Raw genomic sequence first — 5,238 nt, 5'->3', positions numbered from 1 at the left:
GATCCGGACACGACCGCGGCGATCGAGGCGCAGTCCGGGACCCCGGTGACACCGAGCACGACGTCGAGCCCCGCCCCGCCGGACACTGCCCCGCCGGACACCGCCTCGTCGAGGAGGACGACTGCGGCACCGGTCTTGAGGACGGCCCACACGGCGGCGGTGCGGTCCACCGAGCGCGGCATCCGGATGCCGACCCGGCTTCCGGCGCCGATTCCGCGGCCGAGCAGGAACCGGGCCGCACGCGACGACCTCGCGTCCAGCTCGGCGTAGGAGACCTCGTCCTCGCCGTCCGCGAGCGCCGGAGCCTCCGGGTCGGACTCGACGGTGGCCATCAGCACCGACACCAGGTTGCGGGCCGTGGCCCCCGACTCGGATTCCGTGTCGGTGGTGCGGGACTGGAACTGTGCGCGTTCGGCGGCACCCATGATGTCGATGTCGCCGACGGTCACGTCGGGCTTGGTGACGACCGCCTCCACGATCCGGATGAACCGCTCGGCGAACCGCTCGACGGTGGAGGCGTCGAACAGGTCGGTGGCGTAGGTGAACCCGGCGATCAGCTCGTCCGGGTCGCCCGCGTCGTCGTAGGTGCCCTCGAGAGTCAGCATCAGATCGAACTTGGCCGCGACCTCCCCGGTGTCGAGGCCGCTGATCGTCAGGCCCGGCAGCTCGAAGGACACCGGCCGGAAGTTCTGCAGCGACAACATCACCTGGAAGAACGGGTGACGTCCCGACGACCGTGCCGGATCGAGAACCTCGACGAGACGCTCGAACGGCACATCGGCGTTCGCGAATGCCGACAGGTCCGTTTCCCGGGCGCGGTCGACGAGCTCACCGAACGACCGGGACGGATCGACGTCGGTGCGCAGCACCAGCGTGTTGACGAACATGCCGATCAGGTCGTCGAGTTCGGGTTCACCGCGTCCCGCGACACCGGTGCCGACCGCGATGTCGCGGCCGCCGGTGAGCCGTGCCAGCAGGACCGCCAGCACCGCGTGCACCACCATGAACATCGACGTGTTGTGGGCGCGCGCGAGTTCGGTCAGCCCGCGGTGCAGCTCGGGCTCGAGCGTGAACGCGTGGTACGCGCCCGCCATGGACGGCATCGCCTGCCGCGGCCGGTCCGTGGGCAGCTCGAGATCGTCGGCCAGTCCGGCGAGAGCCTCCCGCCAGTAACCGAGCTGTGCCGAGATCTGCGAGTCCGGCTCGTCCTCGGTGCCGAGGACGGCCCGCTGCCACAGCGCGAAGTCGGCGTACTGCACCGGCAGCGGCGCCCATTCCGGCAGGCGTCCCGCGGCCCGCTCGGTGTACGCGACCATGACGTCACGGGTCAGCGGACCGAGCGAGAAGCCGTCGCCGCTGATGTGGTGCATGACCAGCACGAGGACGTGTTCGGTCTCGTCGACCGCGAACAACCGGATCCGGACCGGAATCGCCTCGGTCACATCGAATCCCGCCGACGCCAGGTCTCGGACCCGGTCGGGCAGCTCGTCGGCGCCGACCCGCTCGGGGGTCAGGTCCGGCAGGGCGTCGGCGACCGGCAGCACCACCTGGTACCCGCTGCCGTCGCGTTCGGGATAGACGGTGCGGAGGATCTCGTGCCGGCCGATCACGTCGCCGACCGCGCCCTGCAGCGCCGCCACATCCAGCGTGCCGGACAACCGGATCGCCAGCGGGATGTTGTAGGACCCGGAGGCCGGATCGAACCGGTTCAGGAACCACATGCGCTGCTGCGCAAGCGAGAGCGGCACGATCTCGGGTCGCGGACCGGCCGTGAGCGGCGCACGGCCACCACCGCCGGCGAGCCCTTCCAGCCGGGCCGCGAGAGTCCCGACGGCCGGCGCCTCGAACAGTTCCCGGACCGGGACCGTGGTGTCGAGTGCCGCGCCGAGCCGAGCCGCGACCTGCGTCGCGATCAGCGAGTTGCCACCGAGATCGAAGAAGTCGTCGTCCGCCCCGACGCGGTCGACGCCGAGCACGTCCGCGAACACCCCGGCGACGATTTCCTCGATCGGCGTCGACGGCGCACGGAACGCCCTGGCCTCGAACACCGGCTCCGGCAGCGCCCTGCGGTCCAGCTTGCCGACCGGGGTCAGCGGGATCGCGTCGAGCGGGATCACGACGACCGGCACCATGTGCGCGGGCAACGAGGTCGCCGCGAACTCCCGCAGCGCGTCGGCGTCGAGGTCGGCGCCGGCGGCGGGGACGACATACGACACGACGGCGGTGCCACCGGTCGGGGTCTCGTGGCCGATCGTCGCCGCGAAGTCCACGCTCTCGTGCGAGACGAGCACGGCGTCGATCTCGTCGAGTTCGACCCGGAGGCCGCGGATCTTCACCTGGTGGTCGCTGCGGCCGACGTAGGCGATCTCCCCGCTCGGGGTCCACCGCACGACGTCACCGGTGCGGTACATCCGCTCGCCGGGTTCGCCGTACGGGTCGGCGACGAACCGGTCGGCGGTCAGTGCGCCGCGGGCGTGATACCCGCGTGCGAGCTGGATTCCCGAGATGTACAGCTCGCCGACGACACCGACCGGTACCGGGCGCAGCCGCGCGTCGAGCACGACCTCGCGCATTCCGCGGATCGGGCCACCGATGGTGATCGGGGCGCCCGGCACCGTCGGCTCCGAGATGTTCGCCATGATCGTGGTCTCGGTGGGGCCGTAGCCGTTGTACAGCGAACGACCGGGCGACCAGCGCGCGACGACGTCGGCGGGCACCGCCTCACCACCGGCGGCGAGGTGCTGCAGCGAATCCAGACCGGACGGGTCCATCGACGCCAGCACCGACGGGGTGATGAACGCGTGCGAAACCCGTTCGCGGCGAATGAGTTCCGCCAGCTCCGCGCCACCGAACACGCCGGCGGGCGAGATCACCATCGTCGAGGACGCGCCGAGCGCGAGCAGCAGCTCGAGCATCGATGCGTCGAAGCTCGGCGACGACACGTGCAGGATCCGGGAATCCGGTCCGGGACGGTAGCGCTCACGCTGCTCGACACAGAAGTTGTGCAGACCCGCGTGCGTGACCGAGACACCCTTGGGCTTACCCGTGGAGCCGGACGTGTAGATGACGTACGCCACCTGCTCGACCCGGGTCGGCAGGGGCAGTTCACCTTCGGCCACCGGAGTCGCCGCTTCCGCCTCGATCGCGGTCTGCAGCTCGGCGTCGTCGAGGACGAGCCAGTCGGTGACGCCGGGCAGCGCCTCCACGTGCTGCGCCAGGGTCAGACCGACCGCGGCGTGCGCATCGGTGACCATGTGCTCGATCCGGTCCGCCGGGTAGTTCGCGTCCACCGGGACGAACGCCGCCCCGGTCTTCGTCACGGCCCAGACCGCGAGTACCGATTCGATCGATCGCGGAATCGCGACCGCGACGAGCTGCTCGGCACCGACACCGCGCCGCAGCAGCACGCGGGCCAACTGCGACGAACGGGCGTCGAGCTCACGGTAGGTGAGCTCGCGATCCTCGCAGCGGACCGCGACCCCGTCGGGGTTCGCGGCGACGGCCGCAGCGATCAGCTCGCGCAACGTGCACGGCTCCGGGCCGGTCGGTCCGGCGTGCGCCAGGAGCCCGGCGAGCTCGCCGGGAGCGAACAGATCGGCGTCCCCGACGGCCCGCTCCGGGGACCCGGTCAGTGCGGCGAGCAGCCGCACGAAACGCTCCCCGAACGCGGCGACCGTCGAGTCGTCGAACAGATCGGTCGCGTACTCGAACATCGCGGGCACAGCCGCGCCTTCGTCCCGGTCTCCCGGGACGAGGGTCAGCTGAAGGTCGAACTTCGCGATGTGGGCGTCGGCCTGAACCGGCGCCACCGACAGGTCGCCGAGCTCGAACGTTCCCGCGGCCAGGTTCTGGAAGGCCAGCGCCACCTGGAAGATCGGCGAATGTGCCTGCGAACGGACGGGATCGAGCTCGTCGACGAGGCGCTCGAACGGAACGTCGGCGTGACCGAACGCGGCGAGGTCGCCTTCACGGACCCGGCGCAGCAGATCGGTGAACGACTCGGAGCCGTCGACGACGGTGCGCAGCACCGCGGTGTTGACGAACATGCCGACCAGGTCGTCGAGCGCGGCCTCACCGCGGCCGGCGACCGGCGACCCGATCACGATGTCCTCGGTACCCGACAGGCGTGCCAGCAGCACCGCGAACGCCGCGTGCACCACCATGAACGGTGTCGCCGACTGCTCGGACGCGAACCGTTCGACGGCGGCGAACACGTCCGCCGGCAGCTCGAAGCGGTGCGTGTCGCCGCGATAGGTCACCTGCGCCGGCCGGGGCCGGTCGGTGGGCAGGTCCAGCACGTCCGGGGTCCCGGCGAGGGTCCGGGACCAGTAGGCGAGCTGGGCGGAGATCAGCGATTCCGGATCGTTCTCGTCGCCGAGGACTTCGCGCTGCCACAGCGCGAAGTCCGCGTACTGCACCTCGAGCGGTGCCCACGACGGCGCCTCTCCCCGCGACCGGGCCGCGTAGGCGACCATCACGTCGCGGGCGAGCGGGCCCATGGAGAACCCGTCGGCGCTGATGTGGTGCGCCACGAGCACCAGAATCCGCTCGGCTGTGGACAACTCGTCGGAGGACAATTCGAGCAGCGCGGCACGGAAGGGCACCTCGGCGGTGACATCGAAGCCGGTACCGATCAATTCGGCGACCCGCTCGGTGACGCGCTCGGCGTCGACACGCTCGACCCGCAGCACCGGAGCGTCGGCGACGGGCAGCACGACCTGCTGTCCCACGCCGTCGAACTCCGGGTAGTAGGTACGGAGCACCTCGTGGCGGGCCACGACATCCGAGACCGCGGCGGTGAGTGCCGCGACGTCGAGCGCTCCGCTCAGCCGCAACGCAACCGGAATGTTGTTCACGGCCGTGCCGGAATCGAAACGGTTCAGGAACCACATCCGCTGCTGCGCCAACGACAACGGCACCCGCTCCGGACGCGGACGCGCCGTCAGCGCCACCCGCGCACCGGAACCGGCGTGCGACTCGACCGCCGCCGCCAGCGCCGCCACCGTCGAGGCCTCGAACACCGACCGCACCGGCACCTGCGCATCCAGCGCCGCACCCAGCCGGGCCGTCACCTGCGTCGCCACCAGCGAATTACCGCCGAGCGCGAAGAAATCGTCGTCCAAGCCGACCCGCTCGACACCGAGCACCTCGGCGAACACCGCGGCGACCGCCTGCTCGACCGGGGTCGTGGGTGCCCGGAACTCGCGCTGCACCACCTGCGGCGCCGGCAGGGCCTTG

Annotated in this window: 1 protein-coding gene; it reads right to left on the bottom strand. The window is 71.1% G+C overall.

The genetic code is table 11. From position 1 onward, the window contains the following. Positions 1–5,238: non-ribosomal peptide synthetase (locus I0Q12_RS25225; RefSeq protein ID WP_197255835.1), on the bottom strand; the 5,238-nt coding region annotated here is incomplete at both ends.

It is taken from the genome of Rhodococcus sp. CX (assembly GCF_015865005.1).
GTDB lineage: Bacteria > Actinomycetota > Actinomycetes > Mycobacteriales > Mycobacteriaceae > Rhodococcus.
This window is presented reverse-complemented; position numbering and strand designations above follow the sequence as displayed.